A 15,178-nucleotide genomic window follows, 5' to 3' on the forward strand; every position below is an offset into this window, starting at 1 on the left:
CCTCCATTATGAACTGCCGGAGGAACGAACACCGGCGCTGCCGAAACCGGATTTCTGACCTATAGAGGCTGCTTTCTTACTTCTACGATTCTCATAGTCTTTATAGGTTCTTCGCCCAACAGAACTGTGCACATTCGACCCGGATGCGGTATATACATAGGGTTCCTCATACGGTTTTAACGGTGCCGCCACGCGATAGGTCATGGTTTTTGCATCCATTCGGGCTTGAGGGGCATTAAAGCCATGAAATGCATAATACCCTGCAGCAATACCAGGTAAGAGCCCGGCCAGGCCCGCATCCCATACCAGATTCCCGCTATTATCACGATGAAAGGTGACGGAACGATCGTCATCATATAAAGCTGTTTCTTTACCATCTCCATGATTCAATAAAGAATAACGATTTCCCTGATTATCCTTTAATCGAACCTCCCCTTCATTCGCTTCCGGGTAGACTTTATCACAAACAGCATAGGAGATATCGTTCCAGTATGAATACACGCCGACGATACCCGCAACAGCGGCAAAGGCACTCGTTATGTATATTGTTTTCTTACTAGGCTTATACATAGGACACTTCCTTAGTGCACAGCACCGCTAACAACGAGGGCAAGGCCTACAAAAATGCCGAATACGAGGATACCCGCAGCCGTATTACCACCCATAATCTCTTCAGATAAATTATATTTACGATGCCACAAGTTAATAAACATATAACCTGTTACAAATAGCACGATACCAAGCACGGCATACACGATACTTGCTACCACACCATGCAACAAGGAGGTATCCGCAGCGGTCACTGCAGGCGACATAATAACGGAGCGCAATATTTCACCGATACCGATAAATGAACCCGCTGAAAGCCATGCTACAGCACAATTACCGCGCTTTATTTCTTCACTGAATTTACCGGGTACAAAAAAATCGATAACCGTATTGGCGGTTAACATCAATAATATACCAAAACAAGCATAAAAAATCGTCAATAATACATCAGATATATAGATCATGGTAATCCTCCTAATATCGTAACTTCACATTCGAATTCAATGTGTTACTCGATGTGTTGGCTGTGCCCGTATTATATAAGCTGTCACGGCCTCGACTGTCCCGTTGGCGAATCATGAGCGCATAAGAGTCAAGTGTATGCCCCTTTGATACAGTACGATTAATGATACTTTGATCCTCTTGTGTCAATTTCGACTGATCACACACCTTAACGCGCGTCTGTCCATCCGTATTGGTGATGATATACGCAGAGTCTCCTGAATAAAATACAATGACTTCATGCCCTTCTTGTAAGTCATCACCTTCATTTCTGATATCCCCCTGCACGGAGTCAATCAAATCTAATGCGGTACTGACAGGGTCTAAATTCGAAGTATACACGTCTCCACTATCCGAATCCGTCTTCGTATAATATGTGGAGGTATCATGCATATGTTCCTTTACGGTATAGGGAAATCCAAATGTACTACGTATACCATGCCATGAAAAGTCATCGTCTGAACCGACAAGGAAGAGCGTAAATAGTACAACATACCCGAGTCCTGCAGCCAATGCACCTATCCGTTTCTTTAGACGCTTATTACGCCTCTTTTCACGTATAGCAACAGCTGCCGCATCATTACAGAGGCGAATATTCATCAGAGGCACACGAGCCCCTTCGGCAAACATTTTTTCCCCTTTGAACCAATTTTCCTCAAAGAACACGCTGGCGCCACCCTCACGGGGCAGTTGATATTCCTTATATCCGGCTCGGTCACCTACAGAGGCACCACTTTCGCCATCAACCTCGACAACCTTTTCTAAGCCGATTTGATGTAACGTAAAGCCCTTTCCCGGTCGTTTATGATAGCTCGTTCTGGAAACGGTGCACCACTCATTATCATTATATTCAATGGTTACCCATATTTTATCCGCTCCCTCTATAGCCTCGAGTCCATATTCATGCCAATAATCACCGGGTGACTTTTGCATAGACGGCTTGGCTTTGTAAGACTGCTCCTGATCCGCTTTCGGAATAATCTCAATATATTTTATTTTTTCTGTAATTACATATCGACTGCCCTGAACCTCCAGGACATCGTAACAATTAAACTCCATAAACAACCTCGCAAGAATAGCCCTAACAAATTCATTTAAATTGTTCACTACAGCTAATCGCTTAATCAAACAGGTGTTCCGATTCTTCCGCCACAATTTCTTTTAAAATCTTAAGTTCTTCTTTTGTTAAAGGCCGTTCTAACAAATCGGGACGCAACAGACGAGTCCGCTTTAACGATTCCTTTTGACGCCATGCGGCGATATTTTTATGATGACCGCTTCGCAACACATCCGGAACCGACCAACCTCTAAACTCCGGTGGTTTTGTGTACTGAGGTGCTTCTAGTAAAGGCTCATAAAACGAATCCTCTTGAGCGCCGCCGGCCGCACCGAGAACACCCGGGATCATACGCGCCACCGCATCGGCAACGACCATCGCCGGCAGCTCGCCCCCCGTCAGTACATAATCACCTATAGAAATCGTTTCATCCACTAAATGCTCTTCCACGCGATAATCGACACCCTCATAGTGTCCGCATACAAGTACAAGTTGGTCATATGTTGCCAGTTCGCGTGCCTTCTCCTGTGTAAACGGAGTACCGGTAGGCCCCATGAATACGACGCGACGACGTATATCTTTATTCGGAGTTCCGATCAAACTCATTTCATCACAAACTTCAGCACGATCAATGAGATTAAGGGCGTTAAATTTACTTTCATAGGTGCTGATAACAGATTCAACAGCCTCAAAAATAGGAGGCGCCATCATAAGCATGCCCGCCCCGCCACCGTATGGCGTATCATCCACCTGACCATGTTTATTATGACTGAAATCGCGAGGATTCGTCACACCCATAGATAACCGTTCCGCCTCGATAGCCCGTTTGATGATGGAATGATTAAAAAAGGCATCAAAAAATTCGGGAAATAATGATACAATATCGATTCTCATAGCGCCCCCTTTATCACAATACACATAAGATTAATGTGCTCCAAAATCAAACAAGATTTTCTTTAATCAGCTTATACCTTCGGTTATACATATACTCGTACGCACCTTTTAAACCATCTATCTACATACTCTATTATAATATTATACTCTACCTACATATAGCTATTTTATAATGTATTGACCATATAGCCGATGATTGTACAGCCTCATACGGTCGGCTTTCAGCATAAAACACCTATATATGGATAAAGCAAAGCCGCCCAAAGGATTATATCCATTCAGGCGGATCTACGATCATCAACTGTCGGTCCATGTCGATGTCCTTAATAACATCCTCTATAGCCGCAAACAATTGATCCGGTTCCCCTTCTTTGGAAACCACATATACATCATTGGCACCGGGCTGCAACACATCAGTCACCGTGCCGAGCACATTTCCCTCTGTATCTTGTACCTCAAGACCGATAATATCAAAAATGTAATAACGACCCTCAGGCAATTCCACCAGATCCTCGCGGCGCACTTGAATTTCTTTCTTACCGAATAATTCAGCCGCATTACGGTCCGGAATTTCCTTAAAGGATGCTAATACATATTGTTTATGAAAGCGGGCGGATGCAACGTGATATTCTTTACCATCGATGTAACAGGCATCCATATGCATAAACCGCTCAGGAAAGTCGGTTTGAGGCATAATACGAAGATCACCCCGCACGCCGTGCGGGGCGATGATAACACCTATTGTGATGAAATCGTTATGCTTCATTATTGACGAAACGCAACGATTTTACCGTCTTCTAATAGGATTTCAGCGCCCATCAAGGCATCCAAATCATCCCCGAGTTTAACGGTAACCGTTTGCTCCAATGTGCCTTGAGTAATTTCAGTTCCCAAGCTTAATTCTTGAGCCTCTTTCAATTTAGCTGTTACTTCTTCTTTGAAAGCCAAGCGTTTATTTTTCTCTTCGTCGATTTGTTGACGAATCGCAGTAAGACTTGTAGCGTCAACTTTAGCTGCATCAGCTAAAATACGTTGCGCCTGAAACTCGATTTGTTCCAGATCTTTATTCACCATATCGAGGCGAGTTTCAAGATCCGCTGTAATCTTCGCTTTCAAGTCTTCTGTTACTTTTGCTTTTACTGCTACAGGGACACGTAATGTTATTTCTTCCATTCTAATTACTCCCTTTTACACAATATCAACAGATATTTTTTTGTTCTCTTTAATAGCCGCCGCTTTAACAACGGAACGTATGGCCTTTGCTATGCGTCCTTGTTTTCCGATAACTTTGCCCATATCCTCCGGGGCAACGTGAAGTTCATAAACCTCTATATTGCCCTTTTGAACCATAGTAACAGAAACGGCATCAGGCTGCTTCACCAATGATTTTGCAATTAATGAAATTAATTCTACCATCGCAGTATGCCTTTCTATTAATTACTTTTTAGCGTCAGCAAATTTTTGCATAACGCCTTCTTTTTTGAACAAGGAGCGAACAGTGTCAGTAGGCTGAGCACCTTTAGCTAACCAAGCCAAAGCTTTTTCTTCGTCTACATTAACGATAGCCGGATTCTTTGTAGCATCATATTGACCGATTGTGTCAACAGGACGGCCTTCACGTGGAGCACGGGAATCAGCAACTACGATACGGTAGAAAGGAGCCTTTTTAGCACCTAAACGAGTCAAACGAATTTTTAACATGTGAAATTCACCTCCTTATACTGATATGACTGGACAGGTTCAGCGCCCCTGTCCATGTATTACATAAACGGTAATTTAGGCATCTTAGGTAAAGCGCCCTTACCGCCTCGTAACCCTTTCATGCGCTTCATCATCTTCCGCGCTTCTTCAAATTGTTTCAACAAACGATTTACATCTTGTACCTGTGTACCCGAACCTTGTGCGATACGCTTGCGACGGGATCCGTTCAGTATATTCGGATTCTCCCGCTCCGCTGCGGTCATGGATGTTATGATGGCCTCTATGCGGCGCACCTCTTTGCTGTTCAGGTCCAGATCCTTTAATTGATCCTTAACCTGTCCCATGCCCGGCAACATGCCGATGATATTCTGCAACGGACCTAACTTTCTCACCTGATTCATCTGTTTCAGGAAGTCATCCAAGGTGAAATTATTTTTAGCCATTTTCTTGGCCATTTCACGGGCTTCTTCCTCATCGATGGCACCTTGCACATTTTCAATCAGTGTTTTAAAATCGCCCAAGTCGAGGATACGGGAAGCCATACGATCCGGATAGAATACATCAAATCCATCCATCTTCTCGCTGACACCGGTAAACTTAATCGGCAAGCCCGTTACGGCCTTGATGGATAATGCCGCACCACCGCGGGCATCGCCATCGAGTTTTGTAAGGATAACACCGTCAACGCCCAATTTTTCATTGAATGTCTGAGCCGTCGACACCGCATCCTGACCGATCATGGAATCCACAACCAGCAGGATTTCATGAGGTCGAACAGCCGCTTTGATGTTGGACAGTTCCTGCATCAAAGGCTCGTCAATCGCCAGGCGACCTGCGGTATCGATGATAACAACATCCTTTAACATATGCGTGCTTTGCTCGACGGCGCGGCGTGCAATATCTACCGGGTCAGCACCGGGTGTTTCATCCGCAAAGACAGGAATATCGATCTGCTTACCGACCACCTGTAACTGAGTAATCGCCGCCGGGCGATATACGTCGGCCGCTACGAGCATCGGATGCTTACCTTGTTTGCGAAGGTATACGGCTAATTTCCCGGCCGTCGTCGTCTTACCGGCACCTTGCAGGCCGACCAACATGATAATCGTCGGCGGCTTGCTGGAAATCATGATACGGCTTTGCGTACCGCCCAGCAGTTCCGTCAACTCATCATTTACGATTTTAATAACCGTTTGAGCCGGATTCAGGGAACCGAACACCTCTTCACCGAGGGCTTTTTCTTTAATGGATTTAACAAAATCCTTTGCCACCATGAAATTAACGTCCGCCTCTAAAAGAGCCGTTCGCACCTGACGCAACGCAAGATTGACATCGTCTTCCGTAATTTTGCCCTTCCCCTTTAAGGATTTAAAGGCGTCTTGCAGCTTTTCCGATAAACTATCAAATGCCATATTATCCCTCCATTTGCGTCAATAACTGTTGTACCCGCGGTTGTGAAAGCACATCCGTGGGCAACGTACTTTTTAATTCTTTCAGCACCTGCTCACGCGCTTCGTATTGCGCCACCAGGTGCAATTTACTTTCATATTCATTCAAGATGTGTCGAGCCCGCTGTAAATTATCATGTACGGCCTGACGAGATACACCCAGTTCCTCGGCGATCTCGCCGAGAGACATGTCATCTTCATGATGAAGCTGCAAGGACAATCGCTGCTTGTCCGTCAACAAGGGCCCGTAGAAATCCAAGAGCAAACTTATGAGTACTCGTTCCTCCATTTGGCCACCTCCATCACTGTCAAGTTATATTGCTTTACATATGATACAGGATAAAAAAAGATGTGTCAAGTAGATTTACTTAACACACAGGTTTCATAGAGGCGAATCGTTATAAATAAACGGGACAGACTTAATAATGCGTCCGAAAGTGACAATAGTCTCAAAAAAATTTACGCCCCTTTCCGTCTTTTAGTAAATGATATTATTTTCTATTTACTGCTTTTATATCTATAATAATATGCTATAATATATACATCTAATATTTTCAATATAAAGGAGATAGTCCATGAACACTAAACAATACGATATCATAATTCTCGGCTTCGGTAAGGCCGGGAAAACCTTAGCTGCAAAACTGGGCTCTATGGGAAAATCGGTAGCCATGATCGAAGAAAATCCTCTCATGTACGGCGGTACATGTATTAATATCGCTTGTATTCCGACAAAAACGATGATTATGGCTGCCTCAAAAGGCTTATCCTACGATCAGGTACTGACCCAACGTGAGGTTGTTACATCGCGATTACGAAATAAAAATTTTGATATGCTTAATACAAATCCTCATGTCGATGTCTATACAGGGCATGGTGAATTCTCGGGCAATAAAGAGATTTCGATAACGGCCGGTGATGAGAACATTAAATTAACCGCTGATACCATCGTTATTAATACAGGTGCTATAGCAATCAAACCGGACATTCAAGGAATTGACACCGCTAAGGGCTTCTATAACAGTACGGAAATTCAACAGCTATCACCTCGGCCAGGCACATTAGGCATTATCGGCGCCGGTCCTATAGGTCTTGAATTTGCAAGCTTATACGCCAAGTTAGGTACCAAAGTAACTGTTTTTAATATCGATTTCTCTATTTTAAAACGAGAAGAACCGATAGTTCAGCAATTAGCAAATGAGTATTTAAAGGAACAGGGAGTCACCATTCTCAATGCTGTCAAATTAGATTCCGTATCAAATGATGCTGATAAACCGGTCATTACAGCGGATAATAAAAACTATACCTTTGATGCTGTCCTTTACGCCACAGGTCGCAAGGCAAATACAGAGAATATCGGGCTGGAACATACGGATATTATCACCAACGAACGTGGTGCCGTTATTGTCAATGATACTTGTGAAAGCTCCGTTCCTGGCGTCTACGCCGTAGGCGATGTAAACGGCGGCCCTCAGTTCACCTATGTATCCCTCGATGATTTCCGAATCGTCTTCAGTGCACTAACAGGTACGGGACAATATACATTAAAGGATCGAAAAAATGTGCCACACACAACCTTCTTAACACCACCACTCTCCCGTGTCGGTTTTACAGAGGCGGAAGCCATTGATAAAGGCTATACGATTAAAACGAAAGAACTCCTCGTTGCTACAATGCCTAGAGCCCATGTAAACGATAATCTAAAGGGCGTTTTTAAAATCGTAGTAAATGCAGAAAATGATTTAATACTCGGCGCTACGATGTATTCTCAAAGCTCCGAAGAACTCATCAATCTCATAAAAATGGCGATGGATAACGCTATTCCATATACCTATTTCAAAAACCAGATATTTACACACCCTACTATGGCTGAGAACTTAAATGACCTCTGTAATTTCTAAGTATATAAATCATCTGTACAATATGTAAAAATAGAACACAATAAATGAGCCGCCATCTCTAAAAACAGTTAGAGATGGCGGCTCATTTATTCAGTTCTTCGTAAACAATCTCCGCACTACAGCCTGTAGTTTAGGGGTCAACACAATAGCGACAACAATCCCCGCTGCACTGGTAATCAAGGAATATTGAATCTTGCTTGCCGCCACAACGGCGCTTTCAAGAACAAACCACCAAGCAAGGAAGTAGCCAAACGCAGTCCAAAGAGCACCGATGATAAGCGCCGCGAAAATGCGACCGAAGGACGCCGTCGGTTTATTGATAGACGGAGGCAAATAACCGGCTGTTATCCCGCCTACAATAAATCCGGCTATCCCCTTGATAAAAAACGAAAATACGATATATTGCGTATGTCCGCCGAATAAATCAAATAAAGCCGACCCGATAGCCGCGCCCAATCCGCCATATAAACCGCCGAATAAAATAGACGTCGTAAAAAGCGCCGCCGATCCGAGATGCACCATGGCACCGCCGGGAATTTCAACGCGTATCGTCGTAGCTACGGCACATAGAGCTGCGATAAAACCGATATATACAATATCACGAGTATTTAATTTCATATGTAAACGCCTCTTTTTATATAACTATCCTATTACTAACTATATTCAGTATACCAAATCATACACGCTCTAAAAATACCGAGTTCATAGGAATAAAAAACACCTATGCGATTCCATTCGATCATTAAGACCGACAATCGCACAGGTGTTCTTTATTAACGTAATCTCATCGGCAAATGGAGTATATCCTATCCCCATATTGTTCCCCGGCCTATATCTTAGCCCGTTTTAAACGAAGCGAATTACTTACGACCGTTACAGAGCTGAACGCCATCGCCGTACCGGCAATCATAGGATTTAAAGCCCCCACAGCGGCCAACGGAATACCGATACAGTTAAAAATCAACGCCCAGAACAAATTTTGCTTAATATTCGTCATGGTCTTACGGCTGAGGCGTACGGCCTGCACCAATGTATGTAAATCATTGCGTACAAGAACGATATCCGCCGCCTCTACAGCGATATCCGTACCGCTGCCGATAGCAAATCCGATATCCGCCGTCACGAGGGCCGGCGCATCATTGATGCCGTCCCCGACCATACCGACCACGAGGCCTTTATCTTGTAATTCTTTGACCTTGCTTGCCTTGTCCTGTGGCAATACTTCGGCGATGACATGAGAAATCCCCGCCTGTTTCGCAATGTATTCCGCAGTACGTCGATTATCACCTGTAAGCATCCATACCTCGATACCTTGCGATTGCAATTCTTTCACTACGGAAGCGGTTTCAGGACGCAATTCATCCTCTACGGCCCAAATTGCGGTAATCACACCGTCTACGGCCAATAACGAAACGGAGGCCCCTTGCGATTCATAGGTGAGTATATCATCTTCGACAGCACTCAAATCATAGCCTAATTCCTTCATCCAGCGGCTATGCCCCAGCTGAACGGACACACCTTGATACGAACCTTGCAAACCTTTTCCCGGCACGTCTGCAAAGGATTCCAGTTCTACAACGGACTTATAGCCACGATCCTCACCGTAATACACCATAGCCTTCGCAATCGGATGCGATGTTCCCTGTTCAAGGGCCATCATGAGATTCATATTGCGCGCTTCATCGCCACTATAATTTTTGAAAGCCGTCACATCGAGAACACCTTGTGTGAGTGTGCCGGTCTTATCCATAACGACAGCATTCAGTTTCCCCGCTTTTTCAAGATATTCCGCACTTTTAATGAGAACGCCATGCTCCGCCCCAAGTCCGGATCCGACCATGATCGATGTCGGTGTCGCAAGACCCAAAGCACATGGGCAGGCGATGACAAGAACCGCCGTCGCATTGATAAGTGCCACATTGAGACTGTCGCCTATGATAAAATACCACACCAGACCGGTCAATACGGCAAGACCGATAACGGTCGGTACGAAATATTGCGCTACCACATCGGCAATACGTTGTATCGACGCCTTCGATGTTTGTGCTTCCTCTACGACCTTGATGATCTGAGACAGCATCGTATCGGAACCGATGCGTTTCGCTTCCATTGTGAAAGCACCGCTCAAGTTAATCGTAGCCCCGATGACCTCGGAACCGACCTGTTTTTCTACAGGCAAGCTTTCACCGGTGAGCATCGCCTCATCCACGGTAGAATAACCATCCGTCACAATGCCGTCTACAGGAATTTTTTCACCGGCCCGCACCTGAACCACATCTCCGGCCACGACCTTTGATGTAGGGATATCCACGAATTCGCCGTCCCGCAATACGTGAGCCGTCGCCGGTTGCAAGGCGATCAATTTCTGAAGAGCCTCAGATGTACGACCTTTTGCGATTTCCTCTAATAGTTTACCGAGGAGGATAAATGTGATAAGCCATGCGGAGGTTTCAAAGTAGATGCCGTGAGCGTCCAATTCCGGATGAAACTGCCAATTATAGATACTGAAAAGATACGCCACCGATGTGCCCATCACCACGAGAACATCCATTGTAAGCGCCCCGTTTTTGACAGCGCTCCACGCGCTCTTATAGAACATGAGTCCCGGTCCGAACTGAGCAATAGTAGCAAGGACAAACTCCACCCATACCGGTAAAGCCTCAAATCCGAAGCGATGTAATGTCATGTTGATCATCATCGGTATCGCCATACATGCGGCTACGACAAGTCGGATGATATGAGGTTTTAAATTCACCTTTTCGATTTCCTGTTTTGTTTCATCCGCTTCAGTCGCCCCAAATCCGATATTTGTAATGGCATCGATAATCTGTTGCGGTTCTACATTTGCGCCGTCCGCATATTCCACACTGCCCTTACGCGTCAACAGATTGACTTTCACGGAGGCTACCCCGTCAACCTTTGACACCACATTTTCAACCCGCTTGACACAGGCCGCACAGTGCATTCCCGTAATATCAAACTCTTGTTTTCTGCCGCTCATATATACACTTCTTTCTTCTATCTATAACGGTATTCACATTAAATGAATATATGTTTACATATAATTAATTATAATTTTATAATAACACAGATTCTCACTTAGTCAATATCCTACTAAACATACAGGGTTATTCTTTCAGCCTATACATAGCCTTCATAAATAGATTATAATAAAGTGATGATGAATAAATACATAGATTGATTCTTAAGGAGGTGAATATATGTCAGAATCAACGATCCCTACCATGGAGTTTACCTCTGTCGCCAAAGAATTCCGTCACGAGTATATAGTCGAAAAGTCACGTTTTATTACGACTGTTTCTCCTTGTACGACGGAGACTGAAGCGCAAGAATTTATCGCCCGTATTAACAAGGAATTCTGGGATGCCCGCCACAACTGCACGGCTTTTGCCATCGGTCCGAAACAGGAACAGCAACGTTCCTCAGACAACGGAGAACCGTCCGGCACGGCAGGTAAACCGATGTTGGAAGTACTCAAGAAAACGGGTATTACAAATGTGGTCGTCGTGGTCACACGCTATTTCGGCGGCATAAAATTGGGCGCAGGCGGTTTGATTCGGGCATATTCACATTCCGTTGCGGAAACATTGCGCCTTGCACCGAAAGAACTGCATACGACACGAGCACAACTGCAGGTGACGATTGATTACCCTTTATATGGTGCAATAGAACGCTATTTACAAGATCAACAGTTCCATTATGATGCCTTATTCAACGAACACGTAACATTGACGATTTTAGTGCCCCCTGATGATATGGAGCGGGCGCAAAAAGAGCTCCAAGACCTCAGTCATGGAGCTGCAACTTGCGAAATTTTAGATTCTATTGAAGTGGTACTGCCGTTAAACTAAACGATTACAGCTGATACAAAAAATCAAATGTAATGATTAGCCGCTATGGCGACCTAAACTTAAAACACCCTGACCTAGCTGACGACGTTTTTCGGAAGTCAACGGATGAGGCCATACCCGTTCCAATTGTTTTTTACGATTAACGGAATTGTGTGCAGTCATTAACTTACGTGCTTCCCAATTACGCATTGCCTGTTTTAAAGTTCTTTTTACTACGCCCATAATAGTACCCACTTTCTTGCTCACAGAAACACATTAAAAATTTTGATGAGATAGACAAAACTTTTTATATTGATTTTGTTTTGTATCTCGTTTCTGTTGTATAGTATATATAGCTTTCTGTAAAATGTGAAATAACGATTGTTTTGTCAGTTATAAATTTTTATTATCTGTTTTATGTATAATAGGGAGATCACATGGATACATCTTATTACCACAACTTTATTACCCTCGTTCAAACTGGCAATATGACACAGGCTGCAGAAATTCTGCATATTACACAGCCCGCTTTAAGTAAACAGTTAAAGTATTTAGAGGCTGAATTCGGAGCGCAGCTCATCAATATCAAACGGGGACAACGAGGGACCAATTTACAACTCACCGATGCAGGCAAGATTTTCTATGAAAAAGCACAGCAACTATGCTCGATTGAAGAGTCCACGTACAATGCGGTGCAGCAGTTAAACTCACGCATTGAGGGCACACTGCGTATCGCAACGTCCGCCTCCCGGTCTACGCCGATTGTACAACAGTATTTGCCGGCTTTTTCCATAAAATATCCATCGGTACACTTTGAAATCTACGAAGGTCTCATGACAAATGTCGTGAGCCAACTCATCAACGGCAGTGCCGAACTGGGCATAGCCAATATTCAAATGGTTGATACTGACAAATTCGATATTCTTCTCACGCAGGAGGAACATTTATATGCTATATTCCGACGCGATGTATTCTGGACCGATCGGGAACACGATACAATCACATGGGATGACATCAAAAAATGTCCTCTGTCGCTCTCGGGCGGATCGGTACGCATGATTATACAATCAAGCTTGACGGACATGACGCAACTGAACGCTATCGCTATTACGACCACCAAGAGTTCCGCCATCGAATGGGCTTCTTCAGGTCGTACCGTATCACTCGTTCCGATGGATGCGAAGGAAATGGTTAACCACCGCAAGATGGCTCGTATTAAATTACCTGAATTCTCAGGAGACTTTAAAAAAGCATTCATTACGCTTAAAGGGCATTCACTTTCCCCTGTGGCGCAACAATTTATCGACTTCTATAAAGCCTATGTATAACAGCATACGCCGATTTAACAATCAAAATACAGACGATATGAGGATAATAAAAGACCTAGTACATCATATACTAGGTCTTTTATTCTGCCCAAACGCTCTGGACAGACAGTATGTATACTATTTTACATGTATTGGCGAATACATATATCTCGTTACACATTATGAACGTATATATTTATTATATATACCTATGATATATACCTATGTTTACACGGTATACTTACATATTTTTAAGCATCATGCACAGCTCCGACGATATCGCTGATGCTGTTCAGGTTATATCGTTCCACATAATCGCCCATTTCTCGTGCAATCCGTCCGATTGCCGTCGGATCCACCATGGTGGCGGTTCCCACTTGAACGGCACAGGCACCGGCCATCATAAACTCGATGGCATCTGTTCCCGTCATGATGCCGCCCAGGCCGATAATCGGAATGTTCACGGATTTATAGACCTGATGCACCATGCGAAGTGCTACAGGTTTTACGGCAGGTCCCGAGAGTCCTCCATAGATATTCCCCAACACCGGTTTACGACGATGAATATCGATGGCCATCCCCAGGAGTGTATTGATGAGGCTCACTCCGTCACCGCCGCCTGCTTCAACGGCCTTTGCGATTTCCACGATATCCATAACATTTGGTGAAAGTTTCACGATAACCGGCTTATCCGTCACCTTGCGAACCGCCTTCGTCACCTGTTCCACCACCTTCGAATCGACGCCGAAAGCCATGCCTTCACAAGCGACATTCGGACAGGATACATTGACTTCAAGACCGGCAATGCCGTCTACGGAGAGGACCTCCGCCATCCAAGCGAATTCATCGATGGTACCGGCGGACATATTCGCCAATAACGGCACATCGTATTGCTTCAAGGTAGGCAGAATATCCGATACGAAGTGCTCCGCACCGGGATTTTCAAGGCCGATACAGTTCAATACGCCGGACGGCGTTTCCGCAATGCGGGGTCCCGGATTACCGTGACGCCCCTTCGGGGTCAATCCTTTAACGGAAATAGCCCCTACCTCATTACTGAGATCCAGATAGCCTGCATATTCAGGGCCGTTTCCGAATGTGCCGGATGCGGCGATAACAGGATTCTTCATCTTAATTCCGCAATAGTTTACGGCAAGCTTCGGATTTGGTGTAACAGTGTTATTTAAATCGCGTTCACTCATTAAAAGAACACCTCCTCAGCGGGAAATACGGGACCGTCCTTACATACCTTATAGCGTTTACCTTCCGCCCCGTCACAAGCACAGCCGAGGCAACCGCCGGTACCGCACCCCATGCGCTCTTCCAACGAAACCTGACATGGCACGGAAAGATCGTTCGCCACCTGGGCAACGCCCTTCATCATCGGCGTAGGGCCGCAGGTCATGACCGAGGTAAAGGCATTCGCACGGATCAGTTCAGGCATGACAGCCGTCGGAAACCCTTTCGTACCGACACTGCCGTCATCGGTTGTGATATGTACTTTCACAGGCGTATCGACAAACAGATCCGCCCAAAATGTTTCCGATTCATTTCTGAAGCCTAAAATCACCTGCGCCTTTTCATCCGCTTTCAAATGAAAAGCGATGCACAGCATCGGTGCAATACCAACACCGCCGCCGACGAGAAGCATATTCTCGGACGTTACAAAAGGTTCCCCCAAAGGCCCCAGACAGTCCAGCTTATCCCCGGGCACGAGACGAGTCATAATATCCGTTCCCGCACCTACGACGCGGTACAAGAGGGTAATTATTCCTTTTTCCGCATCAAATCCGGCGTAGCTGATAGGACGACGCAACAATGGAGCCGTAGAATCTGTAACGCGCACATTACAGAACTGTCCCACCTTAGCCTCCGCCGCCTGTTTCGGTGCGTGGACATCCATAATCCATACATCGGAACCTATCTGCTCATTGCGAACGACTTCGCCCTTTTCCACATAACCGCTCAT

General features: G+C 44.9%; 18 protein-coding genes. 3 read left to right on the forward strand and 15 right to left on the reverse strand.

The window, feature by feature from the left end; all coding sequences use genetic code 11:
* Positions 1 to 6 precede the first annotated feature (6 nt).
* The 10 genes from HMPREF1521_RS05545 to ylxM all read right to left on the reverse strand — a co-directional run bounded on the left by HMPREF1521_RS05545 (position 7) and on the right by ylxM (position 6,439).
* Positions 7 to 570: a hypothetical protein gene (locus tag HMPREF1521_RS05545; RefSeq protein ID WP_038116909.1), complete on the reverse strand. Its 564-nt coding sequence runs from the start codon at positions 568 to 570 to the stop codon at positions 7 to 9.
* 11 nt (positions 571 to 581) lie between these two features.
* Positions 582 to 1,013 (reverse strand): DUF350 domain-containing protein, encoded by a 432-nt coding sequence (locus tag HMPREF1521_RS05550; RefSeq protein WP_038116912.1) that lies wholly within the window; start codon positions 1,011 to 1,013, stop codon positions 582 to 584.
* 10 nt (positions 1,014 to 1,023) lie between these two features.
* Positions 1,024 to 2,109: a hypothetical protein gene (locus HMPREF1521_RS05555; protein WP_038116915.1), complete on the reverse strand. Its 1,086-nt coding sequence runs from the start codon at positions 2,107 to 2,109 to the stop codon at positions 1,024 to 1,026.
* A gap of 61 nt (positions 2,110 to 2,170) precedes the next feature.
* Complete coding sequence (trmD, locus tag HMPREF1521_RS05560; protein WP_038116918.1) at positions 2,171 to 3,001, reverse strand: tRNA (guanosine(37)-N1)-methyltransferase TrmD; 831 nt, start codon at positions 2,999 to 3,001, stop codon at positions 2,171 to 2,173.
* Positions 3,002 to 3,269: 268 nt separating this feature from the next.
* The gene (rimM, locus tag HMPREF1521_RS05565) at positions 3,270 to 3,767 is read right to left on the reverse strand and encodes a ribosome maturation factor RimM (protein WP_038116921.1); all 498 of its coding nucleotides are present in this window, start codon (positions 3,765 to 3,767) and stop codon (positions 3,270 to 3,272) included.
* Positions 3,767 to 4,174, reverse strand: a complete 408-nt coding sequence (locus HMPREF1521_RS05570; protein WP_038116924.1) for a YlqD family protein — start codon at positions 4,172 to 4,174, stop codon at positions 3,767 to 3,769. Before HMPREF1521_RS05570 ends, rimM begins: the two co-directional genes overlap by 1 nt.
* 15 nt (positions 4,175 to 4,189) lie before the next feature.
* Entirely contained in the window at positions 4,190 to 4,417 is a 228-nt protein-coding gene (locus HMPREF1521_RS05575) for a KH domain-containing protein (RefSeq protein ID WP_038116928.1), read from the reverse strand.
* Positions 4,418 to 4,438: 21 nt separating this feature from the next.
* Positions 4,439 to 4,702 (reverse strand): 30S ribosomal protein S16, encoded by a 264-nt coding sequence (gene rpsP, locus HMPREF1521_RS05580; RefSeq protein ID WP_038116931.1) that lies wholly within the window; start codon positions 4,700 to 4,702, stop codon positions 4,439 to 4,441.
* A 59-nt stretch (positions 4,703 to 4,761) separates the two neighbouring features.
* Positions 4,762 to 6,114, reverse strand: coding sequence for a signal recognition particle protein (ffh, locus tag HMPREF1521_RS05585; RefSeq protein ID WP_038116934.1), 1,353 nt, complete (start codon positions 6,112 to 6,114; stop codon positions 4,762 to 4,764).
* 1 nt (position 6,115) lies between these two features.
* The gene (ylxM, locus tag HMPREF1521_RS05590; protein WP_038116936.1) at positions 6,116 to 6,439 is read right to left on the reverse strand and encodes a YlxM family DNA-binding protein; all 324 of its coding nucleotides are present in this window, start codon (positions 6,437 to 6,439) and stop codon (positions 6,116 to 6,118) included.
* A 286-nt stretch (positions 6,440 to 6,725) separates the two neighbouring features.
* Here ylxM and HMPREF1521_RS05595 point away from each other — a divergent pair, with 286 nt between their 5' ends.
* Positions 6,726 to 8,051 carry an FAD-containing oxidoreductase gene (locus HMPREF1521_RS05595; protein WP_038116939.1) on the forward strand — a complete coding sequence of 442 codons (1,326 nt, stop codon included), beginning with the start codon at positions 6,726 to 6,728 and terminating at the stop codon, positions 8,049 to 8,051.
* A gap of 90 nt (positions 8,052 to 8,141) precedes the next feature.
* On the opposite strand, the gene HMPREF1521_RS05600 is transcribed toward HMPREF1521_RS05595, so the two are convergent.
* Positions 8,142 to 8,669, reverse strand: a complete 528-nt coding sequence (locus HMPREF1521_RS05600; RefSeq protein WP_038116941.1) for an ECF transporter S component — start codon at positions 8,667 to 8,669, stop codon at positions 8,142 to 8,144.
* Positions 8,670 to 8,880: 211 nt separating this feature from the next.
* On the reverse strand, positions 8,881 to 11,052 hold the full coding sequence (locus tag HMPREF1521_RS05605) for a cation-translocating P-type ATPase (RefSeq protein ID WP_038116943.1): 2,172 nt from the start codon (positions 11,050 to 11,052) through the stop codon (positions 8,881 to 8,883).
* A 220-nt stretch (positions 11,053 to 11,272) separates the two neighbouring features.
* Here HMPREF1521_RS05605 and HMPREF1521_RS05610 point away from each other — a divergent pair, with 220 nt between their 5' ends.
* Positions 11,273 to 11,923, forward strand: coding sequence for a YigZ family protein (locus HMPREF1521_RS05610; protein WP_038116946.1), 651 nt, complete (start codon positions 11,273 to 11,275; stop codon positions 11,921 to 11,923).
* A gap of 36 nt (positions 11,924 to 11,959) precedes the next feature.
* Here the strand turns inward: HMPREF1521_RS05610 and HMPREF1521_RS05615 are convergent, their stop codons facing one another.
* On the reverse strand, positions 11,960 to 12,145 hold the full coding sequence (locus tag HMPREF1521_RS05615; RefSeq protein ID WP_038116948.1) for a hypothetical protein: 186 nt from the start codon (positions 12,143 to 12,145) through the stop codon (positions 11,960 to 11,962).
* A 194-nt stretch (positions 12,146 to 12,339) separates the two neighbouring features.
* Between HMPREF1521_RS05615 and HMPREF1521_RS05620 the strand changes: the two genes are divergently transcribed.
* Positions 12,340 to 13,230 (forward strand): LysR family transcriptional regulator, encoded by an 891-nt coding sequence (locus HMPREF1521_RS05620; protein ID WP_038116950.1) that lies wholly within the window; start codon positions 12,340 to 12,342, stop codon positions 13,228 to 13,230.
* A 230-nt stretch (positions 13,231 to 13,460) separates the two neighbouring features.
* Here the strand turns inward: HMPREF1521_RS05620 and HMPREF1521_RS05625 are convergent, their stop codons facing one another.
* Together HMPREF1521_RS05625 and HMPREF1521_RS05630 are read right to left on the reverse strand one after the other, a co-directional pair.
* Complete coding sequence (locus HMPREF1521_RS05625; protein ID WP_038116953.1) at positions 13,461 to 14,411, reverse strand: dihydroorotate dehydrogenase; 951 nt, start codon at positions 14,409 to 14,411, stop codon at positions 13,461 to 13,463.
* Positions 14,411 to 15,178, reverse strand: a complete 768-nt coding sequence (locus tag HMPREF1521_RS05630) for a dihydroorotate dehydrogenase electron transfer subunit (protein WP_038116955.1) — start codon at positions 15,176 to 15,178, stop codon at positions 14,411 to 14,413. Before HMPREF1521_RS05630 ends, HMPREF1521_RS05625 begins: the two co-directional genes overlap by 1 nt.

It is taken from the genome of Veillonella sp. AS16 (assembly GCF_000517785.1).
Lineage (GTDB): Bacteria > Bacillota > Negativicutes > Veillonellales > Veillonellaceae > Veillonella > Veillonella denticariosi.

What these genes read in the sequence shown, in the direction of transcription:
- HMPREF1521_RS05545 (WP_038116909.1), bottom strand. Translation starts at nt 570, where the DNA reads ATGTATAAGCCTAGTAAGAAAACAATATACATAACGAGTGCCTTTGCC.
- HMPREF1521_RS05550 (WP_038116912.1), bottom strand. Translation starts at nt 1,013, where the DNA reads ATGATCTATATATCTGATGTATTATTGACGATTTTTTATGCTTGTTTT.
- HMPREF1521_RS05555 (WP_038116915.1), bottom strand. Translation starts at nt 2,109, where the DNA reads ATGGAGTTTAATTGTTACGATGTCCTGGAGGTTCAGGGCAGTCGATAT.
- trmD (WP_038116918.1), bottom strand. Translation starts at nt 3,001, where the DNA reads ATGAGAATCGATATTGTATCATTATTTCCCGAATTTTTTGATGCCTTT.
- rimM (WP_038116921.1), bottom strand. Translation starts at nt 3,767, where the DNA reads ATGAAGCATAACGATTTCATCACAATAGGTGTTATCATCGCCCCGCAC.
- HMPREF1521_RS05570 (WP_038116924.1), bottom strand. Translation starts at nt 4,174, where the DNA reads ATGGAAGAAATAACATTACGTGTCCCTGTAGCAGTAAAAGCAAAAGTA.
- HMPREF1521_RS05575 (WP_038116928.1), bottom strand. Translation starts at nt 4,417, where the DNA reads ATGGTAGAATTAATTTCATTAATTGCAAAATCATTGGTGAAGCAGCCT.
- rpsP (WP_038116931.1), bottom strand. Translation starts at nt 4,702, where the DNA reads ATGTTAAAAATTCGTTTGACTCGTTTAGGTGCTAAAAAGGCTCCTTTC.
- ffh (WP_038116934.1), bottom strand. Translation starts at nt 6,114, where the DNA reads ATGGCATTTGATAGTTTATCGGAAAAGCTGCAAGACGCCTTTAAATCC.
- ylxM (WP_038116936.1), bottom strand. Translation starts at nt 6,439, where the DNA reads ATGGAGGAACGAGTACTCATAAGTTTGCTCTTGGATTTCTACGGGCCC.
- HMPREF1521_RS05595 (WP_038116939.1), top strand. Translation starts at nt 6,726, where the DNA reads ATGAACACTAAACAATACGATATCATAATTCTCGGCTTCGGTAAGGCC.
- HMPREF1521_RS05600 (WP_038116941.1), bottom strand. Translation starts at nt 8,669, where the DNA reads ATGAAATTAAATACTCGTGATATTGTATATATCGGTTTTATCGCAGCT.
- HMPREF1521_RS05605 (WP_038116943.1), bottom strand. Translation starts at nt 11,052, where the DNA reads ATGAGCGGCAGAAAACAAGAGTTTGATATTACGGGAATGCACTGTGCG.
- HMPREF1521_RS05610 (WP_038116946.1), top strand. Translation starts at nt 11,273, where the DNA reads ATGTCAGAATCAACGATCCCTACCATGGAGTTTACCTCTGTCGCCAAA.
- HMPREF1521_RS05615 (WP_038116948.1), bottom strand. Translation starts at nt 12,145, where the DNA reads ATGGGCGTAGTAAAAAGAACTTTAAAACAGGCAATGCGTAATTGGGAA.
- HMPREF1521_RS05620 (WP_038116950.1), top strand. Translation starts at nt 12,340, where the DNA reads ATGGATACATCTTATTACCACAACTTTATTACCCTCGTTCAAACTGGC.
- HMPREF1521_RS05625 (WP_038116953.1), bottom strand. Translation starts at nt 14,411, where the DNA reads ATGAGTGAACGCGATTTAAATAACACTGTTACACCAAATCCGAAGCTT.
- HMPREF1521_RS05630 (WP_038116955.1), bottom strand. Translation starts at nt 15,178, where the DNA reads ATGAGCGGTTATGTGGAAAAGGGCGAAGTCGTTCGCAATGAGCAGATA.